The sequence below is a fragment of the Streptomyces sp. NPDC057854 genome, assembly GCF_042797055.1.
In the GTDB taxonomy this organism is placed as follows: domain Bacteria; phylum Actinomycetota; class Actinomycetes; order Streptomycetales; family Streptomycetaceae; genus Streptomyces.
Genome location: NZ_JBHVMF010000016.1, coordinates 117636 through 137063, shown reverse-complemented (window position 1 = coordinate 137063; position 19428 = coordinate 117636). Strand labels below are relative to the sequence as shown.

The following is a 19428-nucleotide window of genomic DNA, read 5'->3' as shown; positions in this document are numbered from 1 at the left end:
TGACCGTTCGAGAGGGGCGGAGGGGCTTCCCCGCGCGGGCGAGGTGCGGAAGTTACGGTGCGAGGCGTCACGGTGACGGGAGGTCAGGGATGCGCCGGTCGGTCTGGCGGTACGGAATGATCGCGGCGGCCACCGCGACGGCACTGTCACTGGGAGCCGCGGCCCCGCCCGGGAGCGCGGCCCCGCCGAGGACCGCGCCGCCCGCCAAGGTGCCCGTCGCCGTCGGGTTCGGCGGCGCCGTCGCCAGCGTCGACGCCGACGCGAGCGCCGCCGGCGTCGAGATCCTGCGCCGGGGCGGCAACGCCGTCGACGCGGCCGTCGCGGTCGCCGCCGCCCTCGGCGTCACCGAGCCCTACTCGGCCGGCATCGGCGGAGGCGGCTACCTCGTCCACTACGACGCCGCGAGCCGTACCGTCCACACCGTCGACGGCCGCGAGACCGCGCCGGCCTCCGCCGACGCCGGCCTGCTCACCGAGGAGGGCGCCCCGCTCCCCTTCGAGGAGGCGATGACCAGCGGCCTCTCCGTCGGCACCCCCGGCACCCCCGCCACCTGGGCGACAGCCCTCGACGCCTGGGGCAGCCTGCCGCTCGGCGAACTCCTCGCCCCCGCCGAACGTTTGGCCCGCGACGGCTTCACCGTCGACGCCACCTACCGCGCGCAGACCGCCGACAACGAGGCCCGGTTCCGCGACTTCCCGGCCTCCGCCGCCCTCTTCCTGCCCGGCGGCCGGCTCCCCGAGGTCGGCCAGGTCGTGAAGAACCCCGACCTGGCCCGTACGTACGCCCTCCTCGCCGAGCGCGGCGCCGGCGCGCTCTACCGGGGCCCGCTCGCCCGCGACATCGTCCGGACCGTCCGCACCCCGCCGGTCCGCCCGGGCGCGCGCCGCGTCGTCCGCCCCGGCGACCTGACGGAGCGGGACCTGGCCGCGTACCGGACCGTCCGGCGCGCGCCCACCGAGACCCGCTACCGGGGGCTCCGCGTGCTGAGCGTGCCCCCGTCGTCCTCCGGCGGCACGACCGTCGGGGAGGCCCTCAACATCCTGGAGGGCACCGACCTGTCCGCGGTCCCCGAGGCGCGCTACCTCCACCGGCTCGTGGAGGCGAGCCGGATCGCCTTCGCCGACCGGGGCCGCTGGGTCGGGGACCCGGCCTTCGCGCCGGTGCCGGTCCGGGGCCTGCTGTCCCAGCGGTACGCCGACTCCCGCGCCTGCCTGATCCGCGACGACGCCGTCCTGTCCAGCCCGCTGGCCGCCGGCGACCCCCGGAACCCGGTGCCGTGCGCGACCGGCGGGGCCGTGGTGCCGCCGTTGTACGAGGGCGAGAACACCACTCATCTGACGGTGGCCGACCGGTGGGGGAACGTCGTCGCCTACACGCTGACGATCGAGTCCACGGGCGGCAGCGGCATCACCGTCCCCGGCCGCGGCTTCCTGCTCAACAACGAGCTCACCGACTTCTCCTTCACCCCCGCGCACCCGGAGGTGCCGGACCCCAACCTGCCGGGTCCGGGCAAGCGCCCGCGCTCCTCGATCGCGCCGACCGTCGTGCTCGACGGGGACGGCCGGCCGGTCGTGGCCCTCGGCTCGCCGGGCGGCGCGACCATCGTCACCACCGTCCTGCAGACCCTCACCGGCTTCCTCGACCGGGGCCTGCCGCTCGTCGACGCCATCGCCGCCCCGCGCGCCAGCCAGCGCGACCGGCCCGCGACCGACCTCGAACCGGCGCTCTGGGACAGCCCCCTGCGGCCCGCGCTCGAAGCGCTCGGGCACACCTTCCGGCGCACCCCGGAGATCGGCGCCGCCACCGGCGTCCAGCGCCTGCCCGGCGGGCGCTGGCTCGCCGCCGCCGAGACCGTCCGCCGCGGCGGCGGCTCCGCGATGGTCGTCCGCCCGGAGCGGTGAACTACAGGGCCGTCAGGACGCGGGGGCCCGCGTCGGTCACGGCGACGGTGTGTTCGGCGTGGGCGGCGCGGGAGCCGTCGAGGGTACGGATCGTCCAGCCGTCCCGGGCGGTGTAGTGGCCGTCGCCGCCGCCCCCGACCAGCATCGGCTCGATCGCCAGCACCATGCCGGCGCGCAGCCGCATCCCGCGCCCCGGGCGGCCCTCGTTCGGCACCCCCGGGTCCTCGTGCATGGCGCGGCCGATGCCGTGCCCGCCGAAACCGTCCGGGATGCCGTACCCGGCCTTCCGGCACACGGTGCCGACGGCGTGCGCGATGTCGCCGATCCGGTTGCCGACGACCGCCGCCTCGATCCCCGCCGCCAGCGCCTCCTCCGCGGCGCCGATCAGCCGGGTGTCCTCGGGACGCGCGCGGCCGACCGTGAAGCTGACCGCCGCGTCGCCGACCCAGCCGCGCAGCTCGGCCCCGCAGTCCACCGAGACCAGGTCGCCGTCCCGCAGGACGGTCCCGTCCGGGATGCCGTGCACGATCGCGTCGTTGACGGACACGCAGGTCACGCCCGGGAAGGGCACCGGCGCCCAGTCCGGGCGGTAGCCCAGGAAGGGCGACGTGGCGCCGGCCTCGGCCAGCACCTCCCGCGCCGCCCGGTCCAGGGCGGCGGCCGGCACGCCGGGGGCGGCCAGCTCCCGGGCCGCCGCAAGGGCGCGCGCCACGATCCGGCCCGCCTCGCGCATGGCCGCCAGGTTCTCTTCGCTCTTGATCTCCACCATTCCCATTACTATACCGGTATAAGAATCGGTGTCCTGTCGATAGGGGAATCGGACACCTACCGGTATAAGAATCGGGACGGGGTGGCGCCGGGCCGGTACAGTGGGCCCATGGTGCGCACCCCCCTGACCCCGGAAGAGCGCGAGCGCGGCGAGCGGCTCGGGCAGCTGCTGCGCGAGGCCCGCGGCGCCCGGTCGATGGTCGAGGTCGCCGCGGCGGCCGGCCTGTCGGCCGAGACCCTGCGCAAGATCGAGACCGGCCGCGCCCCCACCCCGGCCTTCTTCACCGTCGCCGCCCTCGCCGGCGTCCTCGACCTCTCCCTGGACGACCTGCTCCTCCGCAGCGCCCTGCTGCCCGCCTGACCCGGCCCCCCGGGCCCGTCCTCCGCGTCAGCCCGACACCGCGAGCTGCACCCGGCTGTGCCGGGGCGCCTCGATCTCGTCCAGCAGCGCCAGCGCCAGATCGGCGTGGGCGATCCGGCCGGGGCCGGGCACGACCGCGCCGACCGCCGTCCGGTAACCGCCGGCGGGCACGGCCTCCGCGCTCAGGTCCAGCGGCGGCACCACCATCAGCCAGTCCAGCTCCGGCCCGGCCGTCGCCGCCAGCAGCTCGAACTCCACCACGTGCCCCTGCGCGAAGGCCCGCCACTCGCCGGGGAAGCCCGGCGCGTCCATCAGCCGCACCCCGGACGCGTCCGCCAGCGTGGTGGCGATCCCGAGCGTCAGCAGCCGGCCCACCCCGGCCTCAGTGAGCCCCGCGACCAGCGCCTTCGCCGTCGCCGCGAAGAACTCCTCCGACGGCACGTCCAGCCGGACCGAGGCGTGCAGCGCCGCGTCGTGCCCGGCGGCGAGCGCCGCCACCGACCCCGGGTCCGTCGCGTCGCCCCGTACCACCGCCACGCCCGCCCGCTCCAGACCCGGATGGCGCGCCGGGTCCCGTACCACCGCCGTCACCCGGTGCCCCCGGGCCACCGCCTCCGTCACGGCCGCGCGGCCGACCCGGCCGCCGGCGCCGAACACGATGATCTTCTTGCTGTCGTCGCTCTTCCTGCTGTCGTCGCTCATGGCAGGGACCGTAGGACGGAGGTGCCCGGTTACTTCAACGGTACCGGCGCCGCTACCGTCGGACGCATGAGCGAACTGCCCCCGATCGCCGCCCGGTTCGACGACCCGGCCTGCGCCGACGGCGCCGTCCAGCCCTTCCGCGTCGGCGACAAGTGGACCGGTGTGGTGCTGCGCTGCCTGGAGGACGGCTCCGCGCGCCGGTTCGGCGAACTCCGCGCCGCCCTCCCCTGGATCACCCCCAAGGTCCTCACCGAGACCCTGCGCGCGATGGAACGCAGAGGCTTCCTCACCCGCAGCGCGTACGACGAGAACCCGCCGCGCGCCGAGTACGCCCTCACCCCGCTCGGCCGCTCCCTCCTCGGCCCGCTCGACACGGCCTGCGCCTGGGCCCGCGCCCACGGCGCCGAGATCGGCTCCGCCCGCGCCGCGTACCCGGCGGACGGCCCGGCGTAGGCTCGGCGGTCATGACGACCGACGGATCCATCCCCGAAGAGCTGCGGCGAGCCCGCTACCTCAGCCTCACCACCTTCCGGAAGAACGGGACCGGGGTCGCCACCCCCGTCTGGTACGCCGTCGAGGACGGGCGGGTGTACGTGTGGACCCGCACCGACTCCTGGAAGGTCAAGCGGCTCCGCAACGACCCCCGCGTCGAACTGGCCGTCTGCGACGTGCGCGGCAACGTGCCCGACGGCGCCGCCCGCACCCCCGGCACCGCCCGGCTGGTCACCGGCGACGAGCTGCGGCACGTCCGCCGGCTGCTCTCCCGCAAGTACACCTACCAGTTCTGGCTCGTCGACTGGCCGGCCACCATCGCCCGCCTCGGCAAGCGCCCCCACACCGGCATCGTCGTCACCCTGTGACCCGCCGGTACGCCGCCGATGTGGTCCCCGGGGCACGGAAAGGAAAACGGTCCGTAGCCGTCCCGTAACACGACTGCGGTGCAATGCCCTGCGGCGGACCGGAAGGTCCCCTTCTACCGCAGGGCAGGTGCGCGCATGACGGTCCCTCACATCCCGTCCGAGATGGCGGAGTTCATCCACTGGCTCGGCGGGCTCGCGGCCCGCGCCGAGCGGGCCGGCGGCTGGTGGACCGTCTTCGCCGAACGGGACCCCGACGGGCTGCGCGCCTGCCTCGACGGCACCGAACTGCTGCCCTGGGACGTCGTCGAGTCCCTGCTCCAGGACGTGGGCGAGACGCCGGAGCGGGGGAGGGGACTGTACGAGGCCGCCGCCGCCGTCCACGACCGCGGACCCGGCGGCGCCGACGCGCTGACCGCCCGCCGCGACCTGATGGAACGCGAACGCCGGCACGCCGAGGCCCGCGTCGCGGAACTGCGCCGGTGGATCCGCACCGCCGGCCCCGAGGAAGCGGCCCGGCTCGCGCACGACCTCGCCTGGACCCGCGACGACCACGCCCGCGCCACGTCCCGGATCGCGGACCTCACCGCCCGGCTCGACCGCCTGGAACGCACTCGGCGGCCTGACACGGCCCCGGACGCCGGGCCCGCGCCGGCCCGGCCGCGGCCCCGCGGCGCCCGGTACGCCTGGGCCGGGGCCGACGCCGCCGAGGGGCCCGCGCCCGTCGCCGTACCCGATCTGCCCGGCGGCGGGGCCGAACCGCGCGGCGCCCGGTTCCGGCTGCGGGGCCCGAGCGGCTCCCGTACCGCCGGCGCACCGGAGACCGCCGGCGCCGCGCCCACCCCGACCCCCGCCGGCGACCCGGCGGAGGCCGACCGGGCCGCCGCCAACGCGGTCTACGCCCTCCAGCGGCTGCGCGCCCAGGGCCGCACCGGCGAGGCGCACGAGCTGCTGTGCGAGGCGCTCGGCGGGCCGCCCACCCGGCTCCCCGCGCTCGCCGCCGCACTGCACCGGGCCGGCTTCGGCGCCGACTGGGACACCCTGCTGTGGGAGGCGTCCTCGCTGCCGCCCGCCCGGCTCGCCGCCGTCGCCGGGGCGCTCGCCGACGCGGGCCGCGCGGAGGACTGCGAGCAACTGCTCCGCCAGGGCGTCGCCCGGCCCGTCGAGGAACTGGCCGGAGCCGTCGCCGCGCTCGTCACCGAGGGCCACGACGACGAGGCGCGGGCGCTGCTCACCGCGTTCATCCGGGTGCGCACGCCCGAGGAGGCGGCCCGGCTCGCGGCGGTGGACCCGGCGCTGCTGATGCCCCGGCTCGGCGCGGCGGCCCGCGCCCTGTCGCCCGCCGCCGACCGCGCCCTGCGGCACGCGCTCCGGGTCGGCGGCGTCCTGGCGCCCTGAGGAGTTCTGGAGGGGGGTGAAGGAGGGCGGGGATCAAGGGGACCAGTCGTCACGTGTCGGTACGTGTCCGGTGTGGACCGCTCCGGTATGAAACATGATCGACTGTGCTGCTTCAGGGCGGCGCTCTTGCTCCGGGGTGTGACGGGGCTTACGTTCTCCTCCTACGCACCGTGTCTACGGGCGTAGAGGCTCTCTGACGCCGTGCCGAAGGAGCAGCTCATGACCGTCGTACGCGCCGCCCTCGTCCAGGCGACCTGGACCGGCGACACCGAATCCATGATCGCCAAGCATGAGGAGCACGCCCGCGAGGCGGCCCGGCAGGGCGCCCAGGTGATCGGCTTCCAGGAGGTGTTCAACGCCCCCTACTTCTGCCAGGTCCAGGAGCCCGAGCACTACCGCTGGGCCGAGCCCGTCCCGGACGGCCCCACCGTCACCCGGATGCGGGCGCTGGCCCGCGAGACCGGCATGGTGATCGTCGTCCCGGTCTTCGAGGTCGAGTCGGAGGGCTTCTACTACAACACGGCCGCCGTGATCGACGCCGACGGCCGCTACCTCGGCAAGTACCGCAAGCACCACATCCCCCAGGTCAAGGGGTTCTGGGAGAAGTACTACTTCCGCCCGGGGAACGCCGGCTGGCCCGTCTTCGACACGGCCGTCGGCAAGGTCGGCGTCTACATCTGCTACGACCGCCACTTCCCCGAGGGCTGGCGCCAACTCGGCCTCAACGGCGCCCAGCTGGTCTACAACCCGTCGGCCACCCACCGCGGCCTCTCGTCCTACCTCTGGCAGCTGGAGCAGCCCGCCGCCGCCGTCGCCAACGAGTACTTCGTCGCCGCCATCAACCGCGTCGGCGTCGAGGAGTACGGCGACAACGACTTCTACGGCACCAGCTACTTCGTCGACCCGCGCGGCCGGTTCGTCGGCGACGTCGCCTCCGACAAGGAGGAGGAACTCGTCGTCCGCGACCTGGACTTCAGCATCATCGAGGAGGTCCGGCAGCAGTGGGCCTTCTACCGGGACCGCCGCCCCGACGCGTACGACGGGCTGGTCCGGCCGTGAACAGCCTGCACGCCCGCCACCGCGCCGTCCTCCCCGACTGGCTCTCGCTCTACTACGACGAGCCGATCGAGCTCACCCACGGCGAGGGCCGGTACGTCTGGGACGCCGACGGCCGCCGCTACCTGGACTTCTTCGGCGGCATCCTCACCACCATGACCGCCCACGCCCTCCCCGAGGTCACCAAGGCGGTCGCCGAACAGGCCGGCCGGATCCTCCACTCCTCCACGCTCTACCTCAACCGGCCCATGGTGGAGCTCGCCGAACGGATCGCCGCCCTCTCCGGCATCCCCGACGCCCGCGTCTTCTTCACCACCTCCGGCACCGAGGCCAACGACACGGCCCTGCTCCTCGCCACCGCGTACCGCCGCTCGCACCACATCCTGGCGATGCGCAACAGCTACCACGGCCGCTCCTTCTCCACCGTCGGCGTCACCGGCAACCGCTCCTGGTCGCCCACCGGCCTCTCCCCGCTCCAGACCCTGTACGTGCACGGCGCGGTCCGCACCCGCGGCCCCTTCGCCGGGCTCACCGACGAGCGGTTCACCGAGGCGGCCGTCGCCGACCTGGAGGACCTGCTGGGCCAGACCCGCGCCGGGGTGGCCGCGCTCATCGCCGAACCCGTCCAGGGCGTCGGCGGCTTCACCTCTCCGCCCGACGGCCTCTACGCCGCCTTCCGCCGCGTCCTCGACCGGCACGACATCCTGTGGATCTCCGACGAGGTGCAGACCGGCTGGGGCCGCACCGGCGACCACTTCTGGGGCTGGCAGGCGCACGCCCAGGCCGGACCGCCCGACCTGCTCACCTTCGCCAAGGGCATCGGCAACGGCATGTCGATCGGCGGAGTGGTCGCCCGCGCCGAGATCATGAACTGCCTGGACGCCAACTCCCTCTCCACCTTCGGCGGTTCGCCCGTCACCATGGCCGCAGGGCTGGCCAACCTCGGCTACCTCCTCGACCACGACCTCCAGGGCAACGCGCGCCGGGTCGGCGGACTCCTCATCGAACGGCTCCGCGCCGCCGCCGCAGGTGTCGACGCCGTCCGCGAGATCCGCGGCCGGGGCCTCATGATCGGCATCGAGCTCGCCGACCCGGCCACCGGGCGCGCCGCCCCCGAAGCCGCCGCCGCCGTCCTGGAAGCGGCCCGCGCCGGCGGCCTCCTCATCGGCAAGGGCGGCGGCCACGACACCAGCGCCCTGCGCGTCGCGCCCCCGCTGTCGCTCACCGTCGCCGAGGCCGAGGAAGGCGCCGCCGTCCTCGAACAGGCCCTCAGATCCCTCCAGTGACAGGGGAGTAGCCCGTGAGCACCCGAACCCTCGTCCGGGGCGGCCTCGTCGTCACCGCCTCCGACGAACTCCACGCCGACGTCCTCGTGGAGGACGGCCGCGTCGCCGCCCTCGCCGCCCACGGCTCCGACACGGCGGCCGGCTGGACCGCCGACCGCGTCCTCGACGCCACCGACCGCTACGTCATCCCGGGCGGCGTCGACGCCCACACCCACATGGAGCTGCCCTTCGGCGGCACCTTCGCCTCCGACACCTTCGAGACCGGCACCCGCGCCGCCGCCTGGGGCGGCACCACCACGATCGTCGACTTCGCCGTCCAGTCCGTCGGCCGCCCCCTCCGCGAGGGCCTGGACACCTGGTACGCGAAGGCCGACGGGAACTGCGCGATCGACTACGCGTTCCACATGATCATGTCGGACGTCACGCCGACCACCCTCCGCGAGATGCCCCTCCTGATCGAGGAGGGCATCACCTCCTTCAAGCTCTTCATGGCCTACCCCGGCGTCTTCTACTCGGACGACGGGCAGATCCTGCGGGCCATGCAGGTCGCGGCCGGCACCGGCGGGCTGATCATGATGCACGCGGAGAACGGCATCGCGATCGACGTCCTGGTGGAGCAGGCCCTGGCCCGCGGCGAGACCGATCCCCGCTTCCACGGCGAGGTCCGCAAGGCGCTGCTGGAGGCGGAGGCCACCCACCGGGCGATCCAGCTGGCACGGGTCGCGGGCAGCCCCCTGTACGTCGTGCACGTGTCGGCGCGGGAGGCGGTGGCCGAGCTGGCGGCGGCGCGGGACCTGGGCCTGCCGGTCTTCGGCGAGACCTGCCCGCAGTACCTGTTCCTGTCGACGGACAACCTGGCGGAGCCGGACTTCGAGGGCGCCAAGTACGTGTGCAGCACGCCCCTGCGCCCGAAGGAGCACCAGGCGGCGCTCTGGCGCGGCCTGCGCACCAACGACCTCCAGGTGGTCTCCACCGACCACTGCCCGTTCTGCTTCACCGGCCAGAAGGAGCTGGGCCGGGGCGACTTCTCGAAGATCCCCAACGGCCTCCCGGGCGTGGAGAACCGCATGGACCTCCTCCACCAGGCGGTCGTCGACGGGCACATCTCGCGGCGCCGCTGGATCGAGATCGCCTGCGCGACCCCGGCGAGGATGTTCGGCCTCTACCCGCAGAAGGGCACGATCGCGCCGGGCGCCGACGCCGACCTCGTCATCTACGACCCGCACGCCACCCAGGTGCTCTCGGCGGAGACCCACCACATGAACGTCGACTACTCGGCGTACGAGGGGAGGACGGTCACCGGCCGGGTCGAGACCGTCCTCTCGCGCGGCGAACTCGTCCTCGACCAGCGGACGTACGTCGGCCGCGCCGGCCACGGCACGTTCATCCCCCGCTCCACCTGCCAGTACCTGAACTAGGAGGCCGCTTCGTGGACTTCGGACTCGTCCTGCAGACCGACCCGCCCGCCTCGCAGGTCGTCGGCCTGATGCGCCGGGCGGAGCGCAACGGCTTCCGCTACGGCTGGACCTTCGACTCCGCCGTGCTCTGGCAGGAACCCTTCGTCATCTACAGCCAGATCCTCGAACACACCACCAAGCTCCGCGTCGGCCCCATGGTCACCAACCCGGGGACGCGCACCTGGGAGGTGACGGCCTCCACCTTCGCCACCCTCAACGACATGTTCGGCAACCGCACCGTCTGCGGCATCGGCCGCGGCGACTCCGCCATGCGCGTCGCCGGCCGCCGCCCGAACACCCTGGCCCGCCTGGGCGAGGCCATCGACGTCATCCGCGACCTGGCGGAGGGCCGCGAGGCGACCGTCGACGGCAATCCGATCCGCATCCCGTGGATCAAGAACGGGAAGCTGCCGGTGTGGATGGCCGCCTACGGCCCCAAGGCCCTCGCCCTCGCCGGGCAGAAGGCCGACGGCTTCATCCTCCAGCTCGCCGACCCGTTCCTCACCGAGTGGATGGTCAAGGCGGTCAGGAACGCGGCCCAGGAGGCGGGCCGCGACCCCGGCGCCCTCACCATCTGCGTCGCCGCCCCCGCCTACGTCACCGCCGACGACTCGCCCGAGGCCCTGGCCCACGCCCGCGACCAGTGCCGCTGGTTCGGCGGCATGGTCGGCAACCACGTCGCCGACCTCGTCGCCAAGTACGGCGAACACTCCTCCATGGTCCCCGACGCACTCACCGCGTACATCAAGGACCGCCAAGGCTACGACTACTCCCACCACGGCCGCGCCGGCAACCCCGACACCGCCTTCGTCCCCGACGAGATCGTCGACCGCTTCTGCCTCCTCGGCCCCGCCGAAACCCACATCGACAAGCTCCGCCGCCTCAAGGACCTCGGCGTCGACCAGTTCGCCGTCTACGCCATGCACGACCACCGCGAGGGCACCATCGACGCGTACGGATCCGGCGTCATCCCCGCCATCAACGGCTGAACGGCTCCGGCGCACCCCGGCGCGGCCCCGTGCGCGCCGGCCGCTCGGCCCGGCCCCGCAGGGCGACTAGCCCGCCCCGGTGGCGCTCCCGCGCGTTCCCCGGCGCGGCACACCGGCGGGGCGGGCGGGGACGCCTAGCGTCGGGGCCGCACACGCGTGCAGCCCCCTCACCCCGCCCCGCCCCCTCACGCAGAGGAGTGATCCATGGCGTCCCGGCTCAACCCGTACATCAGCTTCACCGGCCAGGCGAAGCAGGCCATCGACTTCTACCAGGACGTGTTCGGCGGAACGCCGGAGGTCAACACCTACGCCCAGTTCGGCCAGGCGCCGCCCGGGTACGAGGACAAGATCATGCACGGCATGCTGGAGACCCCCGCCGGCTTCACGCTCATGGTCTCCGACAACCCGCCCGGCATGGACCTCACCGTCGGCAACAACATCAGCATCAGCCTCAGCGGCGACGACGACGCCGAACTCCGCGGCTACTGGGACAAGCTCACCGCCCGCGGCACGGTCTCCGTCCCCCTGGAGAAGCAGATGTGGGGCGACGTCTTCGGCATGTGCACCGACGAGTTCGGCGTCACCTGGATGGTGAACATCGCGGGCACCCCCTCCTGACCGCCCTGACCACCGGAAACGTGGGTGAGAAGCACCTCGGACACCTGGTAGATTGATGTCCGTCGCCGCGGGGAACACCCCGCGAGCCGACAGACACCTTGTCCGGGTGGCGGAATGGCAGACGCGCTAGCTTGAGGTGCTAGTGCCCTTTATCGGGCGTGGGGGTTCAAGTCCCCCCTCGGACACGACCCACGACGAGCCGTGCGGGCCGGTGAGAACCGGCGCGCACGGCTCGTCGCCGTATGCCCGGACGCGGTTCAGGGCGTCGGTGGGCGGAGGCCCGTGTGGTGGGTGATCCAGGGGAGGTAAGCGGTGATCCTGGTGTTCACGGCGGGGGTGTCCGTGGCGCAGCCGTGGCCGTAGGAGACCAGGGCGGCCAGGGTGGGGCGGCCGGTGGGGGAGCGGTGGACCAGGGGGCCGCCGGAGTCGTAGACGCAGGTGTCGCGGCCGGGCGTCCAGGTGCAGAGCTGGGCCGGGGTGAGGCCGTCGACGCCGCGGAGAGTGCAGGCGGAGTTAGGGAGGGTGTCGAGGGTGACGGCGCGGAGGACCGGGGACGGGGCGCCGCCGAAGGCGGTCGCGCCCCAGCCGGCGGCCTCCAGGCGGGTGCGGGTGAACGATGCGCCGGGGGCGGGGAGCGCCACCGGGCGGATGCGGGGGTTCGCGCGGACCGGGGACGCCAGGGTGATGACGGCGAGGTCGTCGTGCTGGGTGCGGGGGTCGTAGCGGGGGTGGAGCGTGAAGCGGGCGGGGCGGGCCACGCGCGCGTGGCGCGACTCGGCCGCCGTCCGCAGGTCGTGCTCGCCGAGGTGCACCGCGACTTGGCCGGTGTCGGCGTACGAGCCGGTCAGGCAGTGCGCGGCCGTCAGCACGTGCCGGGGGCCGATCAGCGCGCCGCCGCAGAACGGGCGGCGGCGCTCCACGTCGACCAGGACCGCCGCGTACGGGTACGCCCCCGGGGCCGCCTCCTCGCCGCCGACGATCGCCGCGGCCTCGCGCGGCGCGAGCGGCGCCGCCGCCAGGAGTACGCCCAGGAGTGCGCCCGGCAGCGTCGCCGTCCGTGCTCGTGACCGTCGCCGTGTGCCGTGCATCGTGCCCTCCGTGGTGGTCGGCCCGGTGTGTCCATGACGTCAACGAGCCGATGACGGGCCGGTCACCCCGCGCGGGGCCGTCGCCGCCAGCGCCGCGATCGCCAGGGCCGCGACCGCGAGCAGGAGCGTCACCGTACGGAACGCCTCGGGCCAGCCGCCGGCGTCCGGGCCCAGGCGGGGGAAGAGGACCAGGCCCGCGAGCGCGGTGCCGAGGACGCCCGCCGCCTCCTGCGCCGTACCGAGCACCCCGGCGGCCGTCCCGGCCAGCGCCTGCCGTACGCCCGCGAGCGCCGCGGCCGTCAGCGGCGCCATGAGCAGGCCCATGCCGGCGCCGGTCACCGCCAGGCCGGCGACCAGACCCCACGGCGGCCCCGGGGCCGGTACCGACGGGGCCGCCCAGCCCACCGCGGCCAGTCCCGCCGCCAGCACCACCCCGCCGACCACCGGAAGCCGCCGCCCCAGCCGGCCGGCGAGCCGCCCCGTCGCCAGCGACGTCACCAGGAACGCGGCGTTGAGCGCCACCCCGAGCAGCCCCGCGGCGAGCGGGCTCATCCCCAGGCCGTCCTGCAGGTACAGCGACAGGACGAACGTGAGCCCCGCCGAGCTGCCGAACAGCAGCGCCACGGCCGCCACCCCGCGCCCGAACCCGGCGGCCCGCAGCACCTCCGGCGCCAGCAGCGGAGCCCGGCCCGCCGCGATCCGGCGCCGCTGGTGCGCGGCGAACGCCCCGGCCAGCGCGACGGCGCCCGCCAGCCCCGGCCACCCCCAGGCCGGCCACGCCGCCTCGGCCCCCGCGACCAGCGGCAGCACCAGCGCCACCAGCGCCGCCGTCGACAGCAGCACCCCCACCGGGTCGAGCGCCCCGCGCGCGCGGCGCGGCCGTCCGTCCGGCGCCGGCAGCAGCCGGATCAGGGCCAGCGCCAACAGGCCGAGCGGTACGTTGACGAGGTAGCAGGCCCGCCAGCCGAGCCCCGCCACGTCCGCCGCGAGCAGCAGCCCGCCGACGGCCTGCCCGCCCGTCCCGGCGAGCCCGGCGGTCGCCCCGTACCAGGCGAAGGCCCGCGCCCGGTCCGCGGACCCGGGGAACAACCGGCCGATCAGCGCCAGCACCTGAGGACCCATCAGCGCCGCCGCCGCGCCCTGCGCGATCCGCCCGGCCACCAGGACCTCCGGCGTACCCGCGAGGCCGCAGAGGGCCGAGGCGGCCGTGAAGAGGGCGAGGCCCGCGGCGAAGACCCGCCGGTGGCCGTACAGGTCGCCGAGCCGGCCCGCCGTGATGAGGCCGGCGGCGTAGGCGAGGCCGTAGCCGATCACCACCGTCTGGAGCGTCGCGTTCCCGGCGCCCAGGTCGCTCCGGGTCGCGGGCGCCACCGCGTTGACCACGAAGAAGTCCAGCGTCGTCATGAACACCGCGACGAGCAGCACGGGCAGGGCCCACCACCGGACCGGGGCCGTTTCCGGCCGGCGGGACCGGACGCGCGTGTCGCGAGGGGCGGCGAGGATCGGGGTGGGGGCTTCGGTGGTCGGCACGTGGTCCTCCTGGGCGGTGTGGGGGAGGGGTGGAGAAGGCGGAAAGGAAGGGGCGGCCCCTCTCGGTGAGGGGCCGCCCCTGGGTGTCGGGCGGATGCGGGTGGGTCAGTGGACGACCGGCGCCCGGACCGGCTCGGTGTCCGCGCTCTCCGCGGCCTCGCCGCCCGCCGTGACGGCCGACGGCCGGTCGCCGCGGCGGAGCAGCAGGAGGAGCGCGGTGACCAGTCCGGTGAGGGCGAAGACGGCGGTGGTGAGGAAGCCTGCCTGGAAGCCGTTGTTGAGGGCTTCGGGGGTGGTGCCGGTGGTGTGGGCGAAGGCGACGGAGGAGGCGAGGGCGATGCCGAGGGCGGCGCCGATCTGGAAGACGGCGTTGTTGATGCCGGAGACGAGGCCGGATTCCTCGGGCTTGGCTCCGGTGAGGGAGGCGATGGAGGCGGCGACGTTGGTGGAGCCGATGCCGGTGCCGAAGATGACGAGGCCGAAGAAGAGGTCGCTCCAGTAGCCGCCGTTGGGGTCGATCTGGGTGAGCAGGAGCAGGCCGCCGGAGAGCAGGGCCATGCCGGTGATGGCGATGGGCTTGTAGCCGGTGCGGGCGACGAGGCGGGCGCTGACGTTGGCGCCGATGATGGACATGACGGCGTAGACGGCGGTGGAGAGGCCGAACTTGACGGCGCTGTAGCCGAGGACCTGCTGGGCGTACAGCGAGGTGATCAGCGCGCCGCCGTACACCGCCATCGCGACGATCAGCATGAGGATGTTGCCGCCGACGACGGTGGGGGAGCGGAAGATCCCGAGGGGGACGAGGGGTGCCTGCGACCGGCTCTCGATGGCGGTGAAGACGGCGAAGAGGACGGCGGAGGCGATCAGCATGCCGATCGTCTGTCCGCTGCCCCAGCCGACGAGCGGGGCCTCGGAGACGGCGTAGACGAGCAGGGCGACGGCGGCCGTGATGGTCACGGCGCCGGCCGGGTCGAAGCGGCGGCGGCCCTCCTGGACGGGGGTCTGCTTCAGCAGGCGCGGGCCGAAGAGCAGGACGGCGGCGACGACGGGGACGTTGATGTAGAAGATCCATTCCCAGCCGAGGCCGTCGGTGATGGGGCCGCCGATGAGCAGGGCGGCGGTGGCGCCGAAGGCGCCGATGCCGGTCCAGATGCCCAGGGCCTTGTTGCGCTCGGGGCCCTCGGCGAAGGTGTGCATCAGGACGGCCATCGCGGTCGGCGTCATCACGGCGGCGGCAACGCCCTGGACGACACGGGCGGTGATCAGCACCTCGTCGGTCCAGGCCAGACCGCACAGCACCGACGCGACACCGAACAGCGCCGTGCCGTACAGGAACATCCGGCGCCCGCCGAGCAGATCGGCGGTCCGCCCGCCGAACATCAGCAGACCACCGAAGCTCAGCAGATACGCGCTCATCACCCACTGGACCCCACCCGGCGCGAAACCGAGCTCCGACTCGATCGCCGGCATGGCCAGCATGACGATCTGCGAGTCCACGATGACCATGAAGAAGGCCGCGACGAGCAAGCTGAGCGCGAGCCATCTGCGCGGGTCCGGCTCCCTCTTTTCGGGTTCCCTACCGGTGTCCTTTCCGGCGCGCCTTCCGGCGGGCCTTTCGGCGTGCGTCGCGGGGGTGTTCCGGAGCTGACGGGACGAGCGGGCCATGAGGTCCTCGATTCCTTCGGTGCGAGATGGTGAGAGATGGTGCGAGGCAGTGGGAGGCAGTGCGAAGCAGTGCGCACGGCGATGCGTACGGGCCTCCGCACGGCGGCCGGCCGGGTGCCGGCCGCCCGTTCCGCCGCCCGGCCCGGTGACTGGGCGGCTTCACGACCACCACCCTGGACCCGGCGGCTCACGGGGCTCTCACGGCGGAGTCACGGGTGGCACCCGCCCGCTCACGGGCCCTCACGGGATACTCGGGAGGCCGGTGCGGAACCCGCCCGGTACTGTGCCGACATGCGCTTTGGGGTACTGGGACCGCTTGAGGTGTGGACTGACGACGGGCGGCCGGTCCACCTCCGGGAGCCCAAGGTCCGAGCCCTCCTCGCCGACCTCCTCGTGCACGCCGGACGGCCGGTGTCCCTCGGGCACCTCTTCGACGACCTGTGGGGCGAGGACCCGCCGGGCAAGCCCGGCGCCGCGCTCCAGACCAAGGTCTGGCAGCTGCGCCGCACCCTGGAGGACGCCGAGGCCGGCGGCCGTGCCCTCGTCGTCTCCCGGACGCCGGGCTACCTCCTCGCCGCCACCCCCGACATGACGGACTCAGGGCGCTTCGAAGCGCTCACCGCCCGGGCCCGCGCCGCCTCCGACCCGGCCGAGCGCGCGGCCCTCCTCACCGACGCCCTCGCCCTCTGGCGCGGCCCCGCCTACGCCGAGTTCCGGGAGGACGGCTTCGCCGACCGGGCCGTCCGGCACCTGGAGGAGCGGCGCGTGTCCGCCGTCGAGGAACAGGCCGCCGCCCGGCTGCTCCTCGGCGACCACCAGGCCCTCGCCGACGAGCTCGCCGGGCTGCTCGCCGCCCACCCCCGGCGCGAGCGCCTGCACGCCCTGCACCTGAGGGCGCTCTACCGCGCGGGCCGCCGGCAGGACGCGCTCGACGCGTACGCCCGCGTGCGCGACCGGCTCCGCGACGAACTCGGCCTCGACCCGGGCGCCGAACTCGCCGCCCTCCACCAGGCGATCCTCCGCCAGGACCCGGAGCTCGACGGCCCGCCGGCCACCATCGTCCCCACCCCGGTCCCGGAGAGAGCGAGTTCGGCCCCGGTACGCGGCAACTTGCCTGCACTTGCCTCGGAGTTGGTGGGCCGCACGGCGGAAATCGCCGCCCTGGACGCGCTGCTGGGCGACGCAAACGCCCCCCACGGGCGTCTCGTCACCCTGACCGGGCCCGGCGGCGTCGGCAAGACCCGCCTCGCCCTCGAAGCGGCGGCCCGCAGCGCCGGCGCCTACCCGGACGGGGTCTGGCTGGTCGAACTCGGCGGCCTCAGCGGCCAGACCGGTGCCGGTACGGGTGCCGGTACGGGAGCGGACGCGCACCTCCTGCCCGACGCCGTCGCCGCCGCCCTCGGCATGCGGGACGACACCGCGCCCGACGGCGACGGTTCCCGGCCCGTCGACCCGGCCGCCCGCCTCGCCGAGGCGCTGCGCACGCGGCGGGCGCTCCTCGTCCTCGACAACTGCGAGCACGTCGTCGACGCCGTCGCGGAGTTCACCGGGGTGCTGCTCGCCCGCGCCCCCGGTCTGCGCGTCCTCGCCACCAGCCAGGAACCCCTCGGGATATCCGGCGAGGTCCGCCGCCCCGTGGGCCCCCTCGGGCTCCCGGACGCCGAGGACGACGGCCACGACGCGCTCCGCGACGCGGAGGCGGTCCGGCTGTTCGTCGCCCGCGCCCGCGCCGCCGACCCGGACTTCGCCCTCACCGACGCCAACGCCCCCGCCGTCGCGGCCGTCTGCCGCCGGCTCGACGGCATCCCCCTCGCGCTCGAACTCGCCGCGACCCGCGTGCGGAGCCTCGGCGTCACCGAACTCGCCGCCCGCCTGGACGACCGCTTCCGGCTGCTCGCCGCGGGCCGGCGCGACGCGCCCCTGCGCCAGCGGACCCTGCGCGCCGTCATCGACTGGAGCTGGGGCCTCCTCGCCGAGGCCGAACGCGCCGTCCTGCGCCGCCTCGCCGTCCACGTCGACGGCTGCACCCTGGAAGCGGCGGAGGCGGTCTGCGCCGACGACACCACGCCGACCCCGGACACCACGCCCGAACCAGAACCCGCCCCCGCCTCCGTACCCGCCCCCGCCTCCGTACCCGAAACCGCCCCCGCCCCCCATCCCCCCACCCCCCGTCTCCCTGTCGTCGGCTCCGCCGATGTCCTCGACGTCCTCGCCCGTCTCGTCGACCGCTCCCTCGTGGTGGCCGCCGAGACGCCCTCGGGCGTCCGGTACCGGCTCCTGGAGTCCATCGCCGCGTACGGTCTCGAACGCCTCGACGAGGCAGGCGAGACCGCCGCCGTCCGCCGCCGGCACGCCCACCACCACCTGGCCCTCGCCGAGTCCGCCGCGCCGCTCCTGCGCGGGGCGGAGCAGCGCCGTCTGCTGCGGCGCCTGGACGCCGAGGCGGGCAATCTGCGTGCCGCCCTGGAGACGTTCCACCGCGCGGGCGCCGCCGACGAGGCCCTGCGCCTGGTCGTCGCGCAGTTCTGGCACTGGTTCCTGCGCGGGCGCCTCGGGGAGGCCCGGCGCGCCTTCGACCTCGCGCTCGCGATCCCGCCGGGGCCGGCGGACGCGTGCCGGGCGCACCGGGCCGAGGCCGCCGTCCGCCGCGCCTCCCTCGCCTTCCACACCGGCGACGCCGACGGCCCCGCCGCCGTGGCCCGGACGCTGCCGCTCGTCGAGGACATCACCGACCCCCGCGACCGGGCGCACGCGCGCTGGCTGCTCGCCCTCACCCTGTACGGCTCCGGCGACCTGGCCTCCAATCAGGAACGGCTCGCCGCCCTCCTGACGGTCTTCGAGGAGCTGGGGGACGCGTGGGGGCGGGCGGCCACGCTCGCCCTCGGCGCCGGGCACGCGCTGATCCGGGGCGACTTCCCGGCCGCCGCGCGGGACGCGGCCACGAGCATGGAGCTGTTCCGCGAGCTCGGCGACGGCTGGGGCAAACTGCGCGCCGGCGACACGCTCGCCTCGCTCGCCGAGATCCAGGAGGACTACGAGACCGCCGCGCGCCTGCACCGCGAGGGGCTGCGGACGGCGGAGGAGCTGGGCCTGTGGACCGACGCGTCCTACAAGTGGTCCGGTCTCGGCAGGATCGCGCTGCTGACCGGGGACCTCGCGGAGGCCCGCCGCCTGCACGAGCGCGGGCTGCGGCTCGCCACCGAGCAGGCCCACCGGCGCGGGCAGCAGTTCGCCGAGACCGGCCTGGCGCTCGTCGCCCGCCGCGAGGGCCGGTTCCAGGACGCCGAGGATCATCTGACGAAGTGGCTGGAGTGGCTGTGCGCGGTCGACGGGGACCTCGGTACGGCCCTGGTCAGGGCGGAGCTCGGCTTCGTCGCGGAGCAGCGCGGTGACGCCGCCGCGGCCGGCGCCCACCACCTGGAGGGGTACGCCGCCGCGCGGGAGACCCGGGACCCGCGGGCGCTGGCCCTCGCCCTCGAAGGGGTCGCCGGGGTCCGGGCGCTGACCGGCGACCACGCCGCGGCGGCGCGGCTCCTGGGGGCGGCCGCCGCCGCGCGCGAGTCCGTGGGCCGGCCGCTTCCGCGCGCCGAGCGGGCCGACGTCGACCGGATCACCGCCGCCGCCCGGGCGGCGCTCGGCGAGCCGGGCTTCGCCGCCGAGTTCGCCGTGGGGCGGGCCCTCGACCCCCGGGACCAGACGCTGGTGGTCGGCCTCAAGGTGGCGGCCCGTACCTAGGGGATGCGGCCCCCACC

General features: G+C 75.1%; 16 protein-coding genes and 1 tRNA gene. 12 read left to right on the top strand and 5 right to left on the bottom strand.

The window, feature by feature from the left end; genetic code table 11:
• The first annotated feature begins 89 nt into the window (after positions 1–89).
• Complete coding sequence (gene ggt, locus ACFVQZ_RS23250) at positions 90–1901, top strand: gamma-glutamyltransferase (protein WP_030496459.1); 1812 nt, start codon at positions 90–92, stop codon at positions 1899–1901.
• 1 nt (position 1902) lies between these two features.
• Here ggt and map read toward each other — a convergent pair whose 3' ends face one another.
• Positions 1903–2670 (bottom strand): type I methionyl aminopeptidase, encoded by a 768-nt coding sequence (gene map / locus ACFVQZ_RS23245; RefSeq protein WP_030496460.1) that lies wholly within the window; start codon positions 2668–2670, stop codon positions 1903–1905.
• 108 nt (positions 2671–2778) lie between these two features.
• Here map and ACFVQZ_RS23240 point away from each other — a divergent pair, with 108 nt between their 5' ends.
• Positions 2779–3030 (top strand): helix-turn-helix transcriptional regulator, encoded by a 252-nt coding sequence (locus ACFVQZ_RS23240; RefSeq protein ID WP_030496461.1) that lies wholly within the window; start codon positions 2779–2781, stop codon positions 3028–3030.
• A 27-nt stretch (positions 3031–3057) separates the two neighbouring features.
• Here ACFVQZ_RS23240 and ACFVQZ_RS23235 read toward each other — a convergent pair whose 3' ends face one another.
• Positions 3058–3732, bottom strand: coding sequence for an NAD(P)H-binding protein (locus ACFVQZ_RS23235; protein WP_081959392.1), 675 nt, complete (start codon positions 3730–3732; stop codon positions 3058–3060).
• A 66-nt stretch (positions 3733–3798) separates the two neighbouring features.
• On the opposite strand from ACFVQZ_RS23235, the gene ACFVQZ_RS23230 reads away from it, so the two are divergent.
• The 9 genes from ACFVQZ_RS23230 to ACFVQZ_RS23190 all read left to right on the top strand — a co-directional run bounded on the left by ACFVQZ_RS23230 (position 3799) and on the right by ACFVQZ_RS23190 (position 11578).
• Positions 3799–4185 carry a winged helix-turn-helix transcriptional regulator gene (locus ACFVQZ_RS23230; protein ID WP_383625581.1) on the top strand — a complete coding sequence of 129 codons (387 nt, stop codon included), beginning with the start codon at positions 3799–3801 and terminating at the stop codon, positions 4183–4185.
• Positions 4186–4196: 11 nt separating this feature from the next.
• A complete protein-coding gene (locus ACFVQZ_RS23225; RefSeq protein WP_030496464.1) occupies positions 4197–4592 on the top strand; it encodes a PPOX class F420-dependent oxidoreductase in 396 nt (131 codons plus the stop codon).
• Between the two features lie 135 nt (positions 4593–4727).
• Positions 4728–5987 (top strand): UL36 very large tegument protein, encoded by a 1260-nt coding sequence (locus tag ACFVQZ_RS23220; RefSeq protein ID WP_383625578.1) that lies wholly within the window; start codon positions 4728–4730, stop codon positions 5985–5987.
• 219 nt (positions 5988–6206) lie between these two features.
• The gene (locus ACFVQZ_RS23215; RefSeq protein WP_383625575.1) at positions 6207–7046 is read left to right on the top strand and encodes a nitrilase-related carbon-nitrogen hydrolase; all 840 of its coding nucleotides are present in this window, start codon (positions 6207–6209) and stop codon (positions 7044–7046) included.
• Positions 7043–8329 carry an aspartate aminotransferase family protein gene (locus ACFVQZ_RS23210; RefSeq protein WP_383625572.1) on the top strand — a complete coding sequence of 429 codons (1287 nt, stop codon included), beginning with the start codon at positions 7043–7045 and terminating at the stop codon, positions 8327–8329. Before ACFVQZ_RS23215 ends, ACFVQZ_RS23210 begins: the two co-directional genes overlap by 4 nt.
• A gap of 14 nt (positions 8330–8343) precedes the next feature.
• Positions 8344–9747, top strand: coding sequence for a dihydropyrimidinase (gene hydA, locus ACFVQZ_RS23205; protein ID WP_030496468.1), 1404 nt, complete (start codon positions 8344–8346; stop codon positions 9745–9747).
• An 11-nt stretch (positions 9748–9758) separates the two neighbouring features.
• Complete coding sequence (locus ACFVQZ_RS23200) at positions 9759–10775, top strand: TIGR03842 family LLM class F420-dependent oxidoreductase (protein WP_383625568.1); 1017 nt, start codon at positions 9759–9761, stop codon at positions 10773–10775.
• Between the two features lie 204 nt (positions 10776–10979).
• Positions 10980–11393, top strand: a complete 414-nt coding sequence (locus ACFVQZ_RS23195) for a VOC family protein (protein ID WP_030496470.1) — start codon at positions 10980–10982, stop codon at positions 11391–11393.
• Positions 11394–11493: 100 nt separating this feature from the next.
• Positions 11494–11578, top strand: a tRNA-Leu gene (locus tag ACFVQZ_RS23190).
• A gap of 72 nt (positions 11579–11650) precedes the next feature.
• Here ACFVQZ_RS23190 and ACFVQZ_RS23185 read toward each other — a convergent pair.
• The 3 genes from ACFVQZ_RS23185 to ACFVQZ_RS23175 form a co-directional block, all read right to left on the bottom strand.
• Positions 11651–12481: a S1 family serine peptidase gene (locus tag ACFVQZ_RS23185; RefSeq protein ID WP_383625564.1), complete on the bottom strand. Its 831-nt coding sequence runs from the start codon at positions 12479–12481 to the stop codon at positions 11651–11653.
• A 39-nt stretch (positions 12482–12520) separates the two neighbouring features.
• Complete coding sequence (locus tag ACFVQZ_RS23180; protein WP_383625561.1) at positions 12521–14011, bottom strand: MFS transporter; 1491 nt, start codon at positions 14009–14011, stop codon at positions 12521–12523.
• A 105-nt stretch (positions 14012–14116) separates the two neighbouring features.
• On the bottom strand, positions 14117–15538 hold the full coding sequence (locus ACFVQZ_RS23175) for an MFS transporter (RefSeq protein ID WP_383625558.1): 1422 nt from the start codon (positions 15536–15538) through the stop codon (positions 14117–14119).
• A gap of 429 nt (positions 15539–15967) precedes the next feature.
• Between ACFVQZ_RS23175 and ACFVQZ_RS23170 the strand changes: the two genes are divergently transcribed.
• On the top strand, positions 15968–19411 hold the full coding sequence (locus ACFVQZ_RS23170) for a BTAD domain-containing putative transcriptional regulator (RefSeq protein WP_383625555.1): 3444 nt from the start codon (positions 15968–15970) through the stop codon (positions 19409–19411).
• Positions 19412–19428 lie beyond the last annotated feature (17 nt).

Coding starts and splice junctions, on each gene's coding strand:
- ggt (WP_030496459.1), top strand. CDS start 90: ATGCGCCGGTCGGTCTGGCGGTACGGAATGATCGCGGCGGCCACCGCG.
- map (WP_030496460.1), bottom strand. CDS start 2,670: ATGGTGGAGATCAAGAGCGAAGAGAACCTGGCGGCCATGCGCGAGGCG.
- ACFVQZ_RS23240 (WP_030496461.1), top strand. CDS start 2,779: ATGGTGCGCACCCCCCTGACCCCGGAAGAGCGCGAGCGCGGCGAGCGG.
- ACFVQZ_RS23235 (WP_081959392.1), bottom strand. CDS start 3,732: ATGAGCGACGACAGCAGGAAGAGCGACGACAGCAAGAAGATCATCGTG.
- ACFVQZ_RS23230 (WP_383625581.1), top strand. CDS start 3,799: ATGAGCGAACTGCCCCCGATCGCCGCCCGGTTCGACGACCCGGCCTGC.
- ACFVQZ_RS23225 (WP_030496464.1), top strand. CDS start 4,197: ATGACGACCGACGGATCCATCCCCGAAGAGCTGCGGCGAGCCCGCTAC.
- ACFVQZ_RS23220 (WP_383625578.1), top strand. CDS start 4,728: ATGACGGTCCCTCACATCCCGTCCGAGATGGCGGAGTTCATCCACTGG.
- ACFVQZ_RS23215 (WP_383625575.1), top strand. CDS start 6,207: ATGACCGTCGTACGCGCCGCCCTCGTCCAGGCGACCTGGACCGGCGAC.
- ACFVQZ_RS23195 (WP_030496470.1), top strand. CDS start 10,980: ATGGCGTCCCGGCTCAACCCGTACATCAGCTTCACCGGCCAGGCGAAG.
- ACFVQZ_RS23185 (WP_383625564.1), bottom strand. CDS start 12,481: ATGCACGGCACACGGCGACGGTCACGAGCACGGACGGCGACGCTGCCG.
- ACFVQZ_RS23170 (WP_383625555.1), top strand. CDS start 15,968: ATGCGCTTTGGGGTACTGGGACCGCTTGAGGTGTGGACTGACGACGGG.